This is a genomic window from Ruegeria sp. YTSA072, assembly GCF_059610285.1.
Map to the genome: position 1 here is coordinate 519,396 of NZ_JBXWNI010000001.1, position 16,829 is coordinate 536,224.

General features: G+C 57.7%; 17 protein-coding genes. 11 read left to right on the top strand and 6 right to left on the bottom strand.

Going from position 1 to position 16,829, the window contains the following annotated elements; genetic code table 11:
• Nucleotides 1-9 precede the first annotated feature (9 nt).
• Nucleotides 10-558, bottom strand: coding sequence for a peroxiredoxin (locus AC2FIB_RS02490; protein WP_496841695.1), 549 nt, complete (start codon nucleotides 556-558; stop codon nucleotides 10-12).
• 263 nt (nucleotides 559-821) lie between these two features.
• On the opposite strand from AC2FIB_RS02490, the gene lipA reads away from it, so the two are divergent.
• Both lipA and AC2FIB_RS02500 read left to right on the top strand, forming a co-directional pair.
• Complete coding sequence (gene lipA / locus AC2FIB_RS02495; protein ID WP_058277796.1) at nucleotides 822-1,772, top strand: lipoyl synthase; 951 nt, start codon at nucleotides 822-824, stop codon at nucleotides 1,770-1,772.
• The gene (locus AC2FIB_RS02500) at nucleotides 1,769-2,911 is read left to right on the top strand and encodes an amidohydrolase (RefSeq protein WP_496733112.1); all 1,143 of its coding nucleotides are present in this window, start codon (nucleotides 1,769-1,771) and stop codon (nucleotides 2,909-2,911) included. Before lipA ends, AC2FIB_RS02500 begins: the two co-directional genes overlap by 4 nt.
• 4 nt (nucleotides 2,912-2,915) lie before the next feature.
• Here AC2FIB_RS02500 and AC2FIB_RS02505 read toward each other — a convergent pair whose 3' ends face one another.
• Both AC2FIB_RS02505 and hpt read right to left on the bottom strand, forming a co-directional pair.
• Complete coding sequence (locus AC2FIB_RS02505) at nucleotides 2,916-3,275, bottom strand: hypothetical protein (RefSeq protein ID WP_282118568.1); 360 nt, start codon at nucleotides 3,273-3,275, stop codon at nucleotides 2,916-2,918.
• Nucleotides 3,276-3,406: 131 nt separating this feature from the next.
• Entirely contained in the window at nucleotides 3,407-3,949 is a 543-nt protein-coding gene (gene hpt, locus AC2FIB_RS02510) for a hypoxanthine phosphoribosyltransferase (RefSeq protein WP_058271886.1), read from the bottom strand.
• A gap of 71 nt (nucleotides 3,950-4,020) precedes the next feature.
• On the opposite strand from hpt, the gene AC2FIB_RS02515 reads away from it, so the two are divergent.
• Nucleotides 4,021-4,467, top strand: coding sequence for a type II toxin-antitoxin system RatA family toxin (locus AC2FIB_RS02515; protein WP_496841696.1), 447 nt, complete (start codon nucleotides 4,021-4,023; stop codon nucleotides 4,465-4,467).
• A 37-nt stretch (nucleotides 4,468-4,504) separates the two neighbouring features.
• On the top strand, nucleotides 4,505-5,800 hold the full coding sequence (locus AC2FIB_RS02520; protein ID WP_496841697.1) for an MmgE/PrpD family protein: 1,296 nt from the start codon (nucleotides 4,505-4,507) through the stop codon (nucleotides 5,798-5,800).
• Here AC2FIB_RS02520 and pyrC read toward each other — a convergent pair.
• Entirely contained in the window at nucleotides 5,797-6,834 is a 1,038-nt protein-coding gene (gene pyrC / locus AC2FIB_RS02525) for a dihydroorotase (protein ID WP_496841698.1), read from the bottom strand. The two genes, AC2FIB_RS02520 and pyrC, sit on opposite strands and share 4 nt — an antisense overlap.
• 154 nt (nucleotides 6,835-6,988) lie before the next feature.
• Here pyrC and AC2FIB_RS02530 point away from each other — a divergent pair, with 154 nt between their 5' ends.
• Together AC2FIB_RS02530 and AC2FIB_RS02535 are read left to right on the top strand one after the other, a co-directional pair.
• Complete coding sequence (locus tag AC2FIB_RS02530) at nucleotides 6,989-7,897, top strand: AAA family ATPase (RefSeq protein ID WP_496733115.1); 909 nt, start codon at nucleotides 6,989-6,991, stop codon at nucleotides 7,895-7,897.
• Complete coding sequence (locus tag AC2FIB_RS02535; RefSeq protein ID WP_496841699.1) at nucleotides 7,897-9,153, top strand: vWA domain-containing protein; 1,257 nt, start codon at nucleotides 7,897-7,899, stop codon at nucleotides 9,151-9,153. Before AC2FIB_RS02530 ends, AC2FIB_RS02535 begins: the two co-directional genes overlap by 1 nt.
• 3 nt (nucleotides 9,154-9,156) lie before the next feature.
• On the opposite strand, the gene AC2FIB_RS02540 is transcribed toward AC2FIB_RS02535, so the two are convergent.
• On the bottom strand, nucleotides 9,157-9,657 hold the full coding sequence (locus tag AC2FIB_RS02540) for a hypothetical protein (RefSeq protein WP_082637106.1): 501 nt from the start codon (nucleotides 9,655-9,657) through the stop codon (nucleotides 9,157-9,159).
• Nucleotides 9,658-9,899: 242 nt separating this feature from the next.
• Here AC2FIB_RS02540 and AC2FIB_RS02545 point away from each other — a divergent pair, with 242 nt between their 5' ends.
• From AC2FIB_RS02545 to AC2FIB_RS02565, 5 genes are all read left to right on the top strand, one after another.
• Complete coding sequence (locus AC2FIB_RS02545) at nucleotides 9,900-10,868, top strand: XdhC family protein (RefSeq protein ID WP_496841700.1); 969 nt, start codon at nucleotides 9,900-9,902, stop codon at nucleotides 10,866-10,868.
• On the top strand, nucleotides 10,865-11,866 hold the full coding sequence (locus tag AC2FIB_RS02550; RefSeq protein ID WP_496841701.1) for a molybdopterin-binding protein: 1,002 nt from the start codon (nucleotides 10,865-10,867) through the stop codon (nucleotides 11,864-11,866). The genes AC2FIB_RS02545 and AC2FIB_RS02550 overlap by 4 nt, the downstream gene beginning before the upstream one ends.
• Nucleotides 11,867-12,017: 151 nt before the next feature.
• Complete coding sequence (locus tag AC2FIB_RS02555) at nucleotides 12,018-12,503, top strand: (2Fe-2S)-binding protein (RefSeq protein WP_109311614.1); 486 nt, start codon at nucleotides 12,018-12,020, stop codon at nucleotides 12,501-12,503.
• A gap of 79 nt (nucleotides 12,504-12,582) precedes the next feature.
• A complete protein-coding gene (locus tag AC2FIB_RS02560; protein ID WP_496841702.1) occupies nucleotides 12,583-14,943 on the top strand; it encodes a xanthine dehydrogenase family protein molybdopterin-binding subunit in 2,361 nt (786 codons plus the stop codon).
• A 94-nt stretch (nucleotides 14,944-15,037) separates the two neighbouring features.
• Nucleotides 15,038-15,829, top strand: coding sequence for an FAD binding domain-containing protein (locus AC2FIB_RS02565; RefSeq protein ID WP_282168405.1), 792 nt, complete (start codon nucleotides 15,038-15,040; stop codon nucleotides 15,827-15,829).
• Between the two features lie 47 nt (nucleotides 15,830-15,876).
• On the opposite strand, the gene AC2FIB_RS02570 is transcribed toward AC2FIB_RS02565, so the two are convergent.
• Nucleotides 15,877-16,764 (bottom strand): MurR/RpiR family transcriptional regulator, encoded by an 888-nt coding sequence (locus tag AC2FIB_RS02570; protein WP_496841703.1) that lies wholly within the window; start codon nucleotides 16,762-16,764, stop codon nucleotides 15,877-15,879.
• Between the last annotated feature and the right edge of the window lie 65 nt (nucleotides 16,765-16,829).

Here is a 16,829-nt window from a genome sequence, read left to right on the forward strand (position 1 = left end):
TGACAATTGTTATGCCAGTGCCGGTTCTTTGGCTTCTTCCAGGTGCTTCATCAGGGTTTCCGGGGACGAAACGCCATAGGGATCTTCGGGGCAGTTGTCCATCAGGCCGGGCTCTTCGAACCAAGCTTCGACGACACCATCGGTTACGATGGCAGCGTAGCGCCACGAACGCATGCCAAAGCCCAAGTTTTCCTTGTCGACCAGCATGCCCATTTTGCGGGTAAATTCGCCCGAACCATCAGGGATGACCTTGACGTTTTTCAGGCCCTGATCCTGTGCCCATTTGTTCATGACAAAGCTGTCATTCACGGACATGCAGTAGATTTCATCGATGCCCTTGGCAGTGAAATCGGCATACCCGTTTTCGAAACCGGGCAGTTGGAAGGTCGAGCATGTGGGTGTGAACGCACCGGGCAGGGAAAACAGGATGACGCGCTTGCCTGCGAAGTAATCCGCGGTTGTTTTTTCTTCCCAACGAAACGGGTTGGATCCTTCGATTGCTTCGTCGCGGACACGAGTGTGGAAGGTAACGGAAGGCAGTTTTGCGCCGGTTTTCATCTACGGGCTCCTGTGATTCACATTAGAATTAATGGTGACCTAAAACAGTTCTAAACCGTCTTCAACGCCAGAAATGCTGCAATTGCGATATATCTTTAAGTGACAGTAAACGAAATTAAATCTGCCTTGAGTGTTTGAAGTGCGAGGCCGTATTCTGCGAGTGCAAACCTGTCGTGCATGGCGGGTATACCCGGGTGGCATAGTCTGCGCGGGCGTATTATGTTAGGGCAAAGCAAATTGACCCAAAGTCAGGAAAGCCAGCTGTGCGTGATCTGAAGATCCCAGAACAACGTCATCCCGAAAAAGCGCATCGTCCAGACAATGCGCAGCCAAAAAAGCCCAAGTGGATACGCGTCAAGGCACCCGGCGGTAAGGGTTACGCCGAGACGCACAAGATCATGCGTGAGAATAATCTGGTCACTGTCTGTGAAGAGGCCGGATGCCCGAATGTCGGCGAATGCTGGAGCCAGGGCCACGCCACCATGATGATCATGGGTGAGATCTGCACGCGCGGCTGTACCTTCTGTAACATTGCAACGGGACGTCCGGACTCGTTGGATGCGTTTGAACCAGGGCGCGTGGCACATGCGGTCGAAAAGCTGGGTTTGAACCACGTCGTGATCACATCCGTTGACCGCGATGATCTGAAGGACGGCGGTGCCGATCATTTCGCGCAGACGATACGCGCGGTGCGGCACCGGTCGCCGAAGACGACCATTGAAATCCTGACACCTGATTTCCTGAAATGTGACTCTTCCGTTCTTGAAACTGTCGTCGAGGCCAAGCCGGACGTGTTCAACCACAATCTGGAAACCGTACCTGGCCTGTACCTCGAAGTGCGTCCCGGTGCGCGCTATTTCCACTCCTTGCGGCTGTTGCAGCGCGTCAAAGAGCTGGACCCGTCAATCTTTACCAAATCGGGAATCATGGTTGGATTGGGTGAGAATGAGCAAGAAGTTCGGCAGGTCATGGATGACATGCGCGCCGCCGATATCGACTTTCTAACCATCGGTCAGTATCTGCAGCCCACGCCCAAACACCATGGTGTGGATCGGTTCGTGACGCCGGAAGAGTTCGCATCCTATGAAAAGGCAGCTTATGGCAAAGGGTTCCTGATGGTGTCCGCGACACCTCTGACCCGGTCGTCCTATCACGCGGGGGATGACTTTGCCCGGTTGCGTGAGGCTCGCCAGAAAAAGCTGGAACAGGGGTGACACCCGAAGCGCACGCGCGGCTGACACGCCTGCGCCACGACCTGCATCAATATCCCGAACTTTCCGGGCAGGAGCGCGAAACCGCCGCCCGCATGACAGAGCTGTTGCAGGGAATCGGCGCGGACCGTGTGCTTACCGGACTGGGGGGGCATGGCGTTGCCGCGGTTTTTGACAGTGGGCAGGCTGGGCCAACAGTTGGTATCCGGTGCGAGTTGGACGGGCTGCCGATTCAAGAACTTGGCACGCACCCCTATGTGTCAAAGGTTCCGGGCAAAGGGCATCTGTGTGGCCATGATGGGCACATGGCGATGGTGCTTGGCGTTGCCGAAGACTTGGCGCGCCACCGCCCCCAAAAGGGTCGGGTGGTATTGATCTTTCAACCGGCTGAGGAAACCGGGCAGGGCGCTATCGCCTTTTGCACGGACCCTCAATTCGCGAAGATCGCGCCGGACTACGTGTTCTCTCTGCACAACCTGCCGGGATTGGAACTCGGCGCCGTTGAGTTGTGTCAGGGTTCGGCTAACTGCGCCTCGCGCGGGATGAAGATAATCCTGACCGGCAAGACGTCCCATGCGGCTACGCCTCAGGATGGGATTTCCCCGGCTGAGGCGATGTCCGAACTTGTTTCGAAGCTGGCGGGTTTAGGCGCAGGCGGCGCGTTGGATGCCGATTTTGCGCTGACAACTGTGACGCATGCCCGTTTGGGAGAGCCGACTTTCGGCGTCGCTCCGGGGCAGGCCGAGATCTGGGTGACCTTGCGCACTGTTTCAGACGCTCGGATGCAAACGCTGATCACCGAGGCCGAGGCGCTGGCGCGCCGCGCTGCATCCGCCGACAGTCTGGGTTTTGAGATCACCTATGACGATGTCTTCGAGGCCTGCGTCAATCACAGCGACGCGGTGAGCATCATCGCAACGGCCTGCGCCGAGCGTGGAGTGCCGTGCCATTCAACAAAGACGCCGCAAAAGTTCTCAGAAGACTTCGGGCAATTCGGCAAAGCCGCAAAAACGGCCATGTTCTGGCTGGGGTCGGGGCAGGATCATCCGCAATTGCATAACCCTGACTATGATTTCCCAGACGCACTTATCCCGGTAGGAGTAGACGTATTTGTTGCCGCAATTCGATCACTTAATGGCTGAAACTTCAGTTTACGAGATCGCTCACTATTCCAACGGCATCAATGACTGTCTTAGTGTCATCTGATATCGACAGGATTTCGTCATCCACGCGAATATATCGCTGACCGGCGGGTAGGGGCTTCAACTTCCAGCCGTCCAGGTCATCAAGATAATCAAAATTCAGATCGTTAGGGAGTTTCTGACCTCGCGTATAACGCTTGATCTGTCCGGGCGGTACACCAACGCCATTATTGGTCTTTATCGACTTTTCGATTTTCGACTTGTCTGGGCCTTTCCCTTTGCCCTTGTTGTCTTTTGCGTCCGCAAGACCAACCGTTGCGGCGACGGCGCAAGTCGCCAGAAGCCCAATAGACATTACTTTCATAAGCAGAATCCTCCCAAGATGGTCGGAGGGTAATCTGTTGTTGAGGGCGTTGTCCAATGGTATTCAATTAAGTGAATGATAGGGTGCGCAGCTACTTTGACTATTGGAATCTGGGTTTGTTTTTGCCCCTCTCAGTCTTCGACAAATCGAACCTTACCAATAAACGGCAGGTTGCGATTGCGCTGCGCGTAGTCGATCCCGTAACCCACAACGAATTCGTCCGGAATTTCAAAGCCGATCCAATCGGAACGGAAATCGACCTCGCGCCGGCTGGGTTTGTCCAGCAAGGCAATGGACTTAAGTCGGCTTGGCTTGCGGCTGCGCAACAGTTTTGTGACGTGGTTCAGCGTGTGGCCGGTGTCGACAATATCCTCAACAGCCAAAACATCGCGCCCTTCAATCGCGCCGCGTAAGTCTTTGAGAATACGTACTTCCCGGCTGCTTTCCATCGCGTCTCCATACGAGGATACTTCGAGGAAATCGACTTCGATCGGCAGGTCCAGCTCGCGCACCAGATCCGCGATGAAGACGAAACTGCCGCGCAGCAGGCCGACCACGATCAGCTTGTCGGTATCTCCGAATTCTGCCGTGATTTCGCGGCATAATTCCTCGATTCGGGCTGCAATCGCCTTGGCCGAGATCATCGTATCTATCACATATGCGCGGTCGCTCATCGCTGCCCCCTTGATCTTTGGCGCGCAACATACGACATGACGCGCCATTGTCACCTGAAAAACCGGACGCCATGCCTACTCATTCGGAAACACGTCACCTTCCTTACACTGCGCAGCAGATGTACGAGCTGGTCGCGGACGTGGCAAAGTATCCCGAGTTTCTGCCTTGGTGCGCAGCCGCCCGCATTCGTCGGACCTATGCGGCGGGTGAGGCGCAGGTCATGGAAGCGGATCTGGTGATCTCGTTCAAAGTGTTCCGTGAACGGTTTGGCAGCCGGGTAACATTGTTTGCCGATCAGAAAAGAATCGACACCGAATATCTGGACGGCCCATTCAAATACATGAAATCCGACTGGCAATTCGCTGACGCCGACGATGGCGGATGCAACATCAAGTTCCACGTGGATTTCGAATTCAAGAACGCGATCCTTCAGGGGATCATCGGCGTGGTCTTTAACGAGGCCATGCATCGGATCGTTCAGGCCTTTGAGGCCCGCGCGAAGGACTTGTACAGCTAGGTCTTTACCCCGGGTTGGCGGTCGTTAGACTGCGCCCATGACCGAATTTACCACTTCACTGGCAGCCTTCGCGGCGGGGCCCATCACGACGACTTTGCAGACGCGGGTCGTTACGTCTCTTTCTGTTTTGGACTGGATTGCTGTCGGGCGTGCCGGAGTTGATGAGCCTGTTTCCCGGACAGTGCGCGACCTTGTGCTTGGCGAGGGGGGGGCGGAACAAGCGCGCCTTTTTGGTGGAGGAGGGGCGCCCCTGCGCGGTGCTGCATGGGTAAATGGTACCGTGTCGCATGCCCTGGATTATGACGACACGCATTTCGCCCATATCGGGCATCCATCGGTTGCCGTCCTTCCGGCGGCGCTGGCCATAAGCGAGTGGGACGACCGTATTCTGGTCGATTTCCTTGAGGCCGCGCTGGTTGGGATGGAGACGTCCATTCGGATCGGCCTCTGGCTGGGGCGCGATCACTATCAGGCGGGCTTTCACCAGACAGCAACGTCTGGCGCGTTTGGTGCAGCTGTCGCTGCAGGGCGCATACTGGGATTCGACGTCGAACAGATGCGAAAAGTTCTGGGCCTGACGGCGACTCGGGCGGCCGGTCTAAAGGCGCAATTCGGAACGATGGGTAAGCCTTATAACGCGGGTCTGGCGGCCTCTGCCGGGGTTGAGGCCGCTTTGTTGGTGGCATCGGGATTCGATCCCAATTCAGACGCGCTGGAAGGGTCTTATGGATTTGGCGCGACACATAAAGGACAATCAGACATTGCAGCCTCATTGGATGGGCTGGGTGCGGAATGGCTTTTTGAAAGCGTCAGTCACAAGTTTCATGCCTGTTGCCACGGATTGCACGCCGCGCTTGAGGCTGCACGCGACCTGGATATCGCCGAACCGGAAGTCGCCGAGATCAAGATCAAGACGCATCCAAGGTGGATGAGTGTCTGCAACCAGACTTCCCCGACAACTGGCCTTGGTGCCAAGTTCTCATATCGGACGGTGCTTGCGATGCAGGCTCTTGGCTATGATACGGCCCTGCCGGGCAGCTATTCGGACAAGACATGCGCCGACCCGCGACTGGTATCCTTGCGGGACCGAGTCTCTGTCGAAGCGGATGACAGTTTGTCAGAAACGCAGGCACAGCTGACCTTGTTGCGCCGGGATGGGGCAAGGCGCGAGGCCACGCATGACCTGTTGGCCCCGATGACCCTGTCGGACCGTGAGGACCGCGTGCGCGGCAAAGCCAACAAGCTGATTGGAGCAGAGGACGCGGACGCGATCTGGTCGATGCTTCGCACCGGAGGCCGCGTCCGCGATTTGTCTGTTTTGCTGGCGGGTTAAGTCACGCGCCAGTGTAGCGGGAAACCCGGTTCAAACACTGTGACCGGACCATCTTCGCAGTCGATCTTGTCCGGGTATTCCACCGGTTCGCCTTTGGTCAGGGTGATGGTTTCCTCATTCACCGGAAGGCGATAGAAGGCCGGGCCGTTCAGAGACACAAAGCCTTCCAGCTTATCCAAAGCGCCCTCGCGGTCAAACATCTCGGCCACAAGTGACATTGTATTGGTCGCCGTGAAACATCCCGCACACCCGCAGGCCATTTCCTTGTTGGCGTCGGTGTGGGGTGCGCTGTCAGTACCCAGGAAATACCGCGCATCGCCCGAGGTTGCAGCCGCCAGCAGAGCCAGTCGATGTTCTTCACGCTTGGCGACAGGCAGGCAATAGTAATGCGGCTTGATTCCACCAACGAGGATATGGTTGCGGTTGATAATCAGGTGGTGTGCCGTGATCGTTGCACCCAGATCCTTGTTATTGGATTTGACGTAATCGACACCGTTTGCGGTCGTGATGTGCTCCATCACCACACGCAGTCCGGGAGTGGCCTTGCGGATCGGATCCAGAACACGGTCGATGAACACAGCTTCGCGGTCGAAGATGTCGATCTCGGCGTCGGTGACCTCACCATGCACGCACATGGGCAGGCCAATCTCAGCCATCTTTTCCAGCACCGGGCGCACTTTGTCGAAGTCCTGCACGCCCGAAGCAGAGTTGGTCGTCGCGCCCGCCGGGTACAGTTTGACCGCTTTGACCAGACCGCTGGCGTGGGCTGCTGCCATATCTTCGGGGTCGGTATCTTCGGTCAGGTATAGGGTCATCAACGGGTCGAACGTCATGCCTTCGGGCAGCGCGGCCAATATGCGGTCGCGATAGGCGGCGGCCTGATCGCCGCGCACGACGGGCGGCACAAGGTTCGGCATGATGATCGCGCGGGCAAAATGACGCGCGGTTTCGGGCAGGACGGCCTGCAACATCGCGCCATCGCGCAGGTGCAGATGCCAGTCGTCGGGGCGGCGGATCGTGAGGGTATCGGTCATGGCCTTCCGCTAGCACAGCGGACCCGGCGGTGAAAGACCTTCAATTCGGTCCCAGACCTTGTCAATCAGTCCGATCGTCGTAAGTCCCGGAAAGAACACGGCCTTGACGCGCGCGAGCGCCCATGACCTGTTGTGCCAAGGGAGAGATCGAAACATGACACAGCCAGATTCCATCGACGCCGTTCAATCCATGCTGGGCGCGCAAGGTTATGTCTGCGGGCGCGCGCTGGCGACGGTGGTGTTCCTGTCCCTGAAACTGGGCCGACCACTGTTTCTGGAAGGTGAGGCAGGGGTGGGCAAGACAGAGATCGCCAAGGCCCTTGCCGCCGGTCTGAATCGCCGCCTGATCAGGTTGCAATGCTACGAAGGACTGGATGCCTCTTCCGCTGTTTATGAATGGAACTTTCCGGCGCAGATGGTGGCGATCCGCACGGCCGAAGCTTCGGGCGGGGCGGATCGGGGTTCATTGCAGACCGAGCTATTCTCGGACGAGTACCTGATTGAACGCCCGCTGCTGCAGGCGATGCGTCCGGATGAAAACGGCGCGCCGGTTCTGTTGATCGACGAGCTTGATCGCACAGACGAACCGTTCGAGGCGTTCCTGCTTGAAGCGCTCAGCGATTTTCAGGTCACGATTCCTGAACTGGGCACGGTCAAAGCACCGGAGCCGCCCATCGTTATCGTCACCTCGAACCGCACACGCGAAGTGCATGATGCACTAAAACGACGCTGCCTCTATCATTGGGTCGACTACCCGGATTTCGACCGAGAGATCGAAATCCTGCACGCGCGCGCCCCAGAAGCTGCCGAAGCGCTTAGTCGTGAGGTCGTGGCCTTTGTTCAGCATCTACGCACCGAAGATCTGTTCAAGAAACCGGGTGTGGCTGAGACGATAGATTGGGCCAAATGCCTGCTTGCGCTGGACGTCATCAACCTCAGCCCCGAAGTCATCGGTGATACCCTGGGTGCGATCTTGAAATACCAGGACGACATCCAGAAATTGCAGGGCTCCGAGGCGAAACGAATACTGGATCAAGCCAAAGCGTCGCTGGAACCAGCCTGATGGCTGAACAGCTTCCGATCGACATTCCGGACAACCCCAAGCTGGCGCAAAACATCACCCATTTCGCCCGCGCCTTGCGCAAGGCCGGGCTACCGATTGGGACGGGTCGAGTAGTGGATGCCATCCGCGCGGTTCAGGCCGCGGGGTTCACGGAAAAACAGGATTTCTACTGGACATTGCACGCCTGTTTCGTGAACCGCCCGGAACACCGCACTGTATTTGCGCAGGTCTTTCGCCTCTATTGGCGTGACCCCCGATATCTTGAGCACATGATGTCCATGATGCTGCCTGCCATTCGCGGCGTACAGGAAGAACGCAAGGCTGACGCGGCCGAAAAGCGCGCGGCCGAGGCGTTGTTGGACGGGGTTGAACGTGATCTGCCCGAGGGGGTTGAGCAGGAAGAAGAAACCGAGTTAGAGATCGACGCCTCGCAAACGGCGTCCTCCGAGGAACGCCTGCGCAGTCTGGACTTTGAGCAGATGAGCACCGCCGAGATCGCGCAAGCCAAGCGCATGCTGTCGCGGCTTGCTCTGCCGGTGAAGCCCATAGAATCCCGACGCGGTCAGGCCAGCCACCTGGGGCATCGCATCGACCGGGCGCGGACATTGCGCGCGGCGATGCGTCAGGGGGGGGAACTGCGGGATATTGCCAAGCTCAAGCCCAAACCTCGTTGGCCAAACCTTGTTGTACTCTGCGATATTTCGGGGTCGATGAGCCAGTACAGCCGGATCGTCCTGCATTTCCTTCATGCCGTTTCGAATGCCAAAGGGGCAGGCTGGGCCAAGGTTCACGCATTTACCTTTGGGACGCGTCTGACGAATATCACCCGTCATCTTCAGCAGCGCGACGTAGATGCCGCACTGGCCGCCGCCGGGGCCGAGGCGCAGGATTGGGAAGGGGGAACGCGGATTGGCGAATGCCTTCATGCGTTCAACCGCGATTGGTCGCGGCGGGTCATGGGGCAGGGTGCTGTGGTACTGTTGATTTCGGACGGGCTGGATCGGGGTGACCCGGAGGCACTGAGGAAAGAAACGGAGCGATTGCACTTGTCCGCTCGACGCCTGATCTGGTTGAACCCATTGCTACGGTGGGATGGGTTCGCGCCCAAAGCGCAGGGCGTCGCGGCCATGCTGCCCCATGTTGACAGTTTCCGCGCCGGCCATTCGATCGCGTCGCTCGAAGATCTGGCTAATGTCATCTCGAAACCCGATGACGTGGGTGAGAAAGCGCGGTTGTTGTCCGCGCTTTCCGACTGAGTATCAGCTCAGCTGTTCTTCGTTGCACTTGCGGGCCATTTCCATGGCTTTGTAAGTACCGGTCAGATCAACGGTGAAGGCAAATTCCTTTTCCGGGAATACAACCATGACCTTTTGCTTGGCGAGGTCATCGGCGAATTGGGGATCGTCGGACAGGACGTAACCACCCGAATAACCTTTGGTGATGTTACCCTTCATTCCGGTCGCTTCGCCGACATAGATATTGTCGCCCAGCAGGACCGCCACGGCTTCTTTCTCGCCACGCTTGATATCGGTCTTGGCTTTGGTGAAGACGCCAACATAGCCCACGCCACGATCTTCGGTCAGGCCCATCTGAACGACGTTTTCAGCGTCATCAACCGCTTCGATCAGGCAGGATTTCTTGTCCTCGTCAATAAATACTTTCCAACCTTCAACCTCGCCATAACGCAGGAACGTGTCTGCGGATGCAACGCTTGCGGTGAACAGGCCAAGTGCCATTCCGAGTGTAAAAATGCGTTTCAACTCTCTGTCTCCATTGTCAAAAATTAATATGCGCATACTGGAATGCAGCAGCTACGCATGTAGGCTAGATTCTGGGCCGGGTGCAATCAATGATTTGTGGGCTGCTTGGCAATCTGGGCTTGTATACGCCGATGCAATTCTGAGTTTAACAGACAGGTCGAACATCCGGTATTCGCCTTAAGGCTTACTTTTCATTGCGCCAAACCTGCCTATGTTGGTTCAGAACACGCCGGGAGGGTGCAATGGACAGATTCGACAACAGCCCAGAGACGGCCCTTAAATGGCATTCCGAGGGTAACCCAACCGCTCTGGCCACGGTGGTTGAAACCTGGGGCAGCGCGCCGCGCCGCGTCGGCGCACAGTTGGTGATTGCCGCAGATGGTCGCATCGAAGGGTCGGTATCCGGCGGCTGTGTCGAAGGCGCGGTCATCGTCGAAGCGCTTGAAGCGATGGACGAGGGTGAGGCACGTCTGTTGGAATTTGGTGTCAGTGACGAGGATGCATTTGCCGTGGGTTTGGCCTGCGGCGGAACGATCCGCGTTTTAGTAGAACCTATCGGTTCGGTCCTGCCAGATTCCATGTTGCGTGATCTGGTCAAAGCCCGCGCACAGCGGGAACCGGTGGCCTATGAAGTTAATACCGAGACCGGTCATCGGGCTTTACGCCGCAAAGCCTATTCAAACCGAATGCGCATGGACCGATCAGGTTTTGAGGAGGACGGACAGACATTTGTTGCGGTCCACAACCCTCCGCTGCGATTGATAATTGTGGGAGCAGTGCACATTGCGCAGGCGCTGGTTCCGATGGCCCGGATCGCCGGATATGATCCGGCCATCATCGACCCGCGCGATGCCTTTGCCTCTGGTGCCCGTTTCCCGGGCGAAACCATCCTGACTGATTGGCCGGACGAGGCGGTCGCCAAGCTGGGCATGGACACGCGAACCGCTGTTGTCTTGCTGACGCATGACCCCAAATTGGACGACCCGGCTTTGGAATCCGCCTTGACGGCGGGCGTGTTTTATATCGGGGCTCTGGGGTCCACGCGTACCCATGCCAAGCGGGTTGCTCGCATGAAAGAGGCGGGTTTTACGGACGAACAGATTGCCCAGATCCACGGACCGATTGGATTGGACATCGGCGCGGCGGGTCCGTCCGAGATCGCGGTGGCCATCCTCGCCCAGATGACGGCCGTGCTGCGGGGCAAGGCGTGAAATTCGGTCCCGTTCCTGTCGCCGAGGCCACCGGCGCGATCCTTGCACACTCCGTCCAGGTTCAGGATGCCAAGTTGCGCAAAGGATTGCTGCTGACTGCCGAACATGCGGCTCATCTGGGTGCAGCTGGATATGATGAGGTCACGGTTGCGCAGCTTGAGCCCGGCGATTGCCACGAAGACGAGGCTGCTGAAATGTTGGCCGCAGCGCTTGCGCCTGATCCAGACGCTGCCGGTTTACGGGTAACGCAGCCGTTTACCGGGCGCGTGAACTTGCTGGCCGACGGGCCAGGTGTTGTCGAATTGGACGTCGCGGCCCTGCAGGAGTTCAACTGCGTCAACCCGATGATCACCGTAGCGACGGTGCCGCAATATCAACAGATGGGCCCGGGCGGGATGGTCGCCACGATCAAGGTGATATCCTATGCCGTTCCAAAGGATGACGTCGTGCAGGCCGCTGGTCTGGCCAGGGCTTCGATTCGTCTGATGGCACCGGTCCATAAAACGGCAGGGCTGATCGTCACGGATATTCCCGGAGGTCCCCCCAACGAAAAGGGTATTGCAGCCATTCGTGGCCGGGTGGAAACCCTTGGCATGGACCTCAGCGATGTACGGATCGTTCCACACAAAGCCGAACCGCTTTCGCAGGCTATTTCAGAGGCTGCCGGTGACATTGTGATGATCCTGACCGGCTCTGCCACATCTGATGTTTTTGATGTTGCACCTCAGGCCGTGCGGGCGGCTGGCGGTCAGGTGGACAGGTTCGGCATGCCAGTCGACCCCGGCAATCTGCTGTTTCTTGGAACACTCGGCCCAAGGCCGGTAATCGGATTGCCCGGGTGCGCCCGTTCGCCTGCATTGAACGGTGCGGATTGGGTCCTGTCGCGGGTTGCTTGCGGGATAGAAACAACCGGCGCGGACATTGCTGGGATGGGGGTTGGCGGGTTGTTGAAAGAAATCCCGACGCGGCCGCAACCACGTGCGTCGCGCAAAAGGTGATGTAGCAAATTAGCTTTTCTTCTTAGGCGGCTGAGATCGAAAAGACGACCCCTACGAACGTCGGATATTGGCGCTAAATATTTTTGTTCTCAAACAAATTTTCCCGTGTTTAACTCGGCGATAGCGATAAAAGCCAATAGGGGAGGATCTTATGACCAAGGTCTCAATGACCGTGAACGGTAAGACCGTGAGCGGTGAGGTGGAAGGTCGGACGTTGTTGTCCGGTTTTTTACGCGAGAATCTCAATCTCACTGGCACTCATGTGGGTTGCGATACAGCGCAATGCGGCGCGTGTGTTGTTCATGTGAACGGCGAAGCGGTGAAGTCCTGCAATATGCTGGCGCTTGAGGCAGATGGGGCTGATGTGGGCACGATCGAAGGCCAGGCTAACCAGGATGGCTCGCTGAACGTGATTCAGCAGGCATTTCAGGACCATCACGGCCTGCAATGCGGTTTCTGCACACCGGGAATGGTCATGAGTGCTGCAGCACTGCTGAAGGAAAACCCGCGCCCGACCGAAGCCGAGGTGCGCAAGTATCTGGAAGGCAACCTGTGTCGTTGCACCGGCTACCACAACATTGTCAAGGCGATCATGGCCGCATCTGGTCAGGACGTCAGCAGCATCGCTGCCGAATGATGCCGCTACGGGCGTCCGATGAAGCGCCCGTGGGAAGACATAGGATGCACAGCATCCGTTTATGGGAGGAGAACAAGCAATGCCCAAAGACAGTGGCATCGGAGCCAGTTCCAAGCGGCGCGAAGACGTACGCTTTCTGACCGGAGCGGGCAATTACACCGACGACATCAACGTACATGGCCAGGCCTATGTACATTTCCTACGGTCCGACATCGCGCATGGACGGATCAAAAACATCGACACCTCTGCAGCTGAAAGCATGCCGGGCGTGGTCAAGGTTTTCACCGGCAAGGATTTTGAAGGCGTGGGCGGGATGCCCTGCGGTTGGGAAGTGACCGACAAGCACGGCGCACCTATGCAGGAGCCGCCGCACCCCATTTTGGCACAAGGCAAGGTGCGCCATGTGGGCGACCCGATTGCGGCCGTTGTAGCCGACAGTCTCGAACAGGCCCGTGATGCGGCCGAGGCGGTCGATTTGGATATCGAAGAACTGCCGGCTGTCATGAACATGAAATCTGCTGCTCAGGATGGGTCGACGCTGGTTCATGACGATCTGAAGAACAACATATGCTATGACTGGCAACTGGGTGAGACGGACGACGCCAAGGTCGATGAGGTCTTTGCCAACGCAGCCCACGTGACGACGCTGGATCTGGTGAACAACCGCCTAGTCGCAAACCCGATGGAACCGCGTGTGGCGGTGGGTGAGTACAAGCGTGGTACGGACGAATACACGCTCTTCACCACGTCGCAAAACCCGCATGTGATCCGTCTGCTGATGTGTGCATTTGTTCTGGGCCTGCCCGAACATAAAGTGCGCGTGGTGGCCCCGGATGTTGGTGGTGGATTTGGTACAAAGATCTTCCACTATGCGGAAGAAGCGTTCTGCACCTTTGCCGCCAAGGCCTGTAATCGCCCGGTCAAGTGGACCTCAAGCAGGTCCGAGGCGTTCATGTCCGATGCCCATGGCCGCGACCATGTCAGCAAGATCGAACTGGCGCTGGATGCAGACAACAACTTCATCGGCCTGCGCACCAACACCTATGCCAACTTGGGAGCTTATCTGTCGACCTTCTCCAGCTCGGTTCCGACCTGGCTACACGGTACCTTGATGGCAGGTAACTACAAGACACCGGTCATTCAGGTGAATGTGAAGGCGATGTTCACCAACACGGTTCCGGTGGACGCCTATCGTGGCGCTGGCCGTCCCGAGGCGACTTATCAGCTGGAACGTGTCGTGGATAAAGCTGCACGCGAGTTGGGTGTTGATCCGATTGCCCTGCGCCGTCAGAACTTTATCACTCAGTTCCCCTATGACACTCCGGTCGCACTGACCTATGACACCGGGGATTACAACGGGACGATGGACAAGCTTGAGGTCGCTGCCGATCTGGCGGGTTTCGCCGCGCGTCGGGCCGAAAGCGAAGCCAACGGCAAGCTGCGTGGTCTGGGCATCAATTGCTATATCGAGGCCTGCGGTATCGCGCCTTCGAACATCGTCGGCATGTTGGGGGCCCGCGCGGGTCTTTATGATGCCGCAACTGTTCGGGTGAACGCCACGGGTTCGATCAGCGTCATGGTGGGCGCACATAGCCACGGGCAGGGGCATGAGACAGCCTTCCCGCAGGTTGTGGCCGACATGATCGGTATCGACGAATCGATGGTCGAGATCGTGCATGGCGACACCTCAAAGATCCCGTTTGGCATGGGGACCTATGGCTCGCGTTCGCTGGCCGTTTGTGGTTCGGCCATGGTCAAGGCGACCGAGAAGGTAATCGATAAGGCCAAGAAGATCGCCGCCCACCTGCTGGAAGCGTCCGAGGCGGATATTGAACTGAAAGACGGTCAGTTTAGCGTCGCGGGTACCGACAAGTCGGTGGCCTGGGGTGATGTAACCCTGACGGCTTATGTACCACACAACTACCCGTTGGAAGTCGAACCCGGGTTGGAGGAGACCGCGTTTTACGACCCGGCCAACTTCACTTACCCGGCCGGTGCATATGCGTGCGAGGTCGAGGTTGACCCAGAGACCGGTCAGGTGACCGTCGAGGCTTTCAATGCCGCAGATGACTTTGGCAACATCGTCAATCCTATGATCGTCGACGGTCAGGTTCATGGCGGCATTGGTCAGGGCATAGGTCAGGCTTTGCTGGAGAATTGTGCCTATGACGAAAACGGTCAGTTGCTGAGCGCGTCTTTCATGGATTATGCGATGCCGCGCGCGGATGACGTGCCTTTCTATGGTGTCGATCATTCCAGCCAGACACCCTGCACGCATAACCCCTTGGGTGTGAAGGGCTGCGGTGAAGCCGGTGCAATTGGCTCGCCGCCGGCGGTGGTCAATGCGGTGTTGGATGCGCTGAACTCGGGCGGCAAGGCGGTCGAACACATCGATATGCCGGTGAGCCCGTCACGTGTCTGGGCGGCGATGAACAGCTGATTGGTCGGGTGGCCTGGGGGCTCTGCCCCCAGACCCTCGGGATATTTTTAGCCAGATGAAGGGCGGATCCGCGCCTTTCGGAAAGGAAAGCGAAATGTACAATTTCGAGTTTGAAAAGCCATCGACCGTTGCTGACGCCGTTTCGGCGTTGGGAGGCGAGGATGCACAGGCGTTGGGGGGGGGCCAGACGCTGATCCCGACGCTGAAACAGCGATTGGCAGCGCCGTCTACGCTGGTGTCGCTGGGTGGGATTCCCGACATGCAGGGGGTCTGTATCGAGGATGACGGGTCGGTGGCCATTGGTGGCGCAACAACCCACGCAACGGTGGCGTCAGAGGCCGCCGGCAGCTATCCAGCGCTGGCCGCACTGGCTGGGCAGATCGGCGATCCGGCGGTGCGCAATCGAGGAACAATCGGTGGCTCACTGGCCAACAATGATCCGGCAGCGTGCTATCCGGCGGGCGCTTTGGGATCTGGTGCGACGATCATCACCAATACGCGCCAAATCGCGGCCGATGATTTCTTCGAGGGTTTGTTCAGTACAGCCCTGGAGGAAGGTGAGATCATCACCACGGTCAATTTCCCGGTGCCACAAGCGGCCAGCTATCAGAAATTCCTGCAACCCGCATCGCGCTTTGCGCTGGTCGGAGTGTATCTGGCACGTTTCGCCGACGGTGTTCGCGTTGCGGTGACAGGGGCCAGTGAGGATGGTGTGTTCCGCTGGTCCGAGGCAGAAGAAGCCCTGAACAAGGAGTTTCGGCAGGATGCCTTGACCGGGCTGAGCATCAATCCCGCGAATATGATTGCCGATTTGCACGGCAGCAAGGCGTACCGCGCGCATCTGGTCAGTGTCATGACCAAGCGGGCCATTGAAGCCTGCATGTAAGCTTAAAACTGTCAAAAAAGCCCCGGTCCTTATGGCCGGGGCTTTTTTTATGTCCGTCTTATTTTGGGCGGCTGGGATGGTTGCCAGTATGCGCCTGTGTCTTCTCGGGACTTTTGGTAATTGTCCACGCGATCGCGCGCGACGTCTCCGCCTGCTTGAAATAGGTGACCCAGTAGGCATTCCAGAACCACCATGGCCCCAGCATAGTTTGAGAAGTGGTGCAGAGATCGCGTGCTGACGGGGAAAACCACGTCCGGCTCGATCCCGGGTGCGATCACTTCGCTGTCGGCAATCAGGATGAGCGGTACATTCATGCGTCGCGCCAATCGCATTGATTGGATGGTGTCGGCGGAATAGGGATGGAAGGTGATTGCAATCAGGCAATCGTTGGGGCTTGCGTCCAACAGATCATCTGCCGCGGACCCCATGTGGCGCGGAATAAGTTGCAGACCGGGGTGTGCCATGCGTCCCGCATATGAAAAATAGTAAGACAAGGCGTAGCTGGCCCGGGTGGCGGTGACAAAGCACCTGTCAGCAGACGTCATAATTTCAACGGCGCGCTTGACGCGTTCAGGGTTCATTAACCGCAGGGATCGCATAACGACGTTTTGCGCATTCTGGGCGAATTTTGCCTGGGCAGCGCTGAATGAATCACCGTCTTGCATGTCGGCAAGCCAACTTTGACTCAGATGATCCTCACCATCTGTGACCAACGCATCGCGGAACGGAGCGCGCAGGCCGTCGAAGCGGTCATATCCCATCCGATCCGCCAGCCGGACCAGAACGTTTGAGCTGACGCCGATCTTTGCTGCGGTTTCTCGAATTGAGTCCAGCCCGAAATCTCCGGGATGGTCGAGGATGTATTTTGCCGCCATCTGCAATCCGGGAGGCAAGTGGTCAATCTGCTGTCGCAGAGCTTCGGTAAGCTGGCTCAAAGACTTGGTCATCCGCGAAAGAAAACAAATGTTATGAAAGATGTAAATTGAAAACGCGCGTAGGG